General features: G+C 69.5%; 1 protein-coding gene. It reads right to left on the minus strand.

Annotated features, from left to right (window positions below):
- Positions 1 to 74: 74 nt before the first annotated feature.
- Positions 75 to 1,523: a decaprenylphosphoryl-beta-D-ribose oxidase gene (locus tag G6023_RS14765; protein WP_182636213.1), complete on the minus strand. Its 1,449-nt coding sequence runs from the start codon at positions 1,521 to 1,523 to the stop codon at positions 75 to 77.
- Between the last annotated feature and the right edge of the window lie 192 nt (positions 1,524 to 1,715).

Genomic DNA, 1,715 nt, shown 5'->3' on the forward strand with positions numbered 1-1,715 from the left:
GGTCCCCCGGCGGAGGCGCGTCGCGGCCGTGGAGCCGGGCGGCGGCGGCGGGGAGGCCCCGCCCCGGTCGACCGTCAGATCAGCTCGAGGCGACGCCCCATGTCGGAGACGAACACGCCGTTCGGGTCGATCCCCCGGCGGGTGGCGATCCACGAATCGATCCGAGGGTACATCGCGTGGAAGCGCTCGGCCGGGACGCGGGAGTCCTTGGCCGTGTACAGGCGGCCGCCCATCGACATGACCTTGGCGTCGAGTTCGTTGACGAACGTGTTGAGACGGCTGTTGATCGGGAAGTCCACGCAGACGTTCCATCCCTCCATGGGGAAGGACAGCGGTGCCTGGTTTCCCGGCCCGAAGAGCTTGAAGACGTTGAGGAACGAGTAGTGCCCCGAGCGCTGGATGTCGCCGATGATCTCCTTGAAACCCTCGACCTCGCCGGGCGGGACGATGAACTGGTACTGCAGGAATCCCTTGGACCCGTAGGCCCGGTTCCACTCGGAGAACAGGTCGAGCATGTGGTAGAACGCCGGCAGTGTCTTGATCTGGTTCCGGGACGTGACCCCGAGCCGGTAGTACACCTCGCCGATGGGGCCGAAGGTGTACTTGTTCGCGAGCCCGTTGGGGAAGACGTCCGGGAAGGTGATGAGCGGCTTGGCGTCCATCGCCAGGGGGTTCTTCGCCAGCTTGGGCGCGTATTCCTCGAGCTCGGCGAGGGTGGCCAGCGACCCGCGGGACACGGCGGCCCGGCCGAGCTTCGGCGGCGCGCTGATGGCGTCGAACCAGGCCGAGGAGTAGGTGTACTTCGACTCGGAACCGTCGGTGTGCAGGGCGATCGTCTCGTCGAGCGACCCGGTCTGATCGGTATCGGCCAGGAAGAAGGCGGTCTCGGTGCGGGTCATGGCGATCCACACCTTGAGGATCACGCCGGTCAGGCCGTTGCCGCCGACCGTGGCCCAGAACAGGGTGCCCTCCGGGTCGTCGGCGGTACCGCTCGGCTCCAGGGTCAGCACCCGGCCGTCGGCGACGAGCAGTTCCATGCGGGTGACGTGGTTGCCGAACGAGCCGGCCGAATGGTGGTTCTTACCGTGGATGTCGTGCCCGATCGCTCCGCCGACGGTGACCTGCCGGGTGCCCGGGAGCACCGGAACCCACAGGCCGAACGGCAGGGCCGCGCGCATGAGCTGGTCGAGGTTCACGCCCGCGTCCACCACGGCCAGCGCCTTCTCGGCGTTGAGCTCGTGGATGCGGTTGAAGTGGCTCATGTCCAGCACGAGACCACCGGAGTTCTGGGCGCTGTCGCCGTAGGAGCGACCGAGCCCGCGGGCCACCACGCCGCGGTGCAGGTGGGCGGGGCTCGACGCGTTGGCGTCGTTGACCGCCGCCACGGCTGCCGATATCTCCTCCACGGACCGTGGGGTGAGCACGTGGCTCATCGCGGGAGAGGTGCGCCCCCAGCCGGTGAGGCGCTTGAGTTCGGTGTCCAGGGCGGACTGGGCCGGGGAGGAGTTCTGGGCGGTGCTCACAGGGTCGAGGGTACCGCTCAGCGGCTCCCGACCCACCCCGCGACGGCCCCGGCGTGACGTCCGCAACGCCCCCGGCGCGCCCGACCGCTGGTGACGCTATCGGCAGCCGGTGGTGAACGGGACCCCGCGGGCGCGGTCGTCGACCCAGTCGAGCGCCGGGCCCACCGCGGTGTAGGCGGCCAGGATGTGCTC

This window comes from Dietzia sp. DQ11-71, assembly GCF_014144995.1.
GTDB lineage: Bacteria > Actinomycetota > Actinomycetes > Mycobacteriales > Mycobacteriaceae > Dietzia > Dietzia kunjamensis.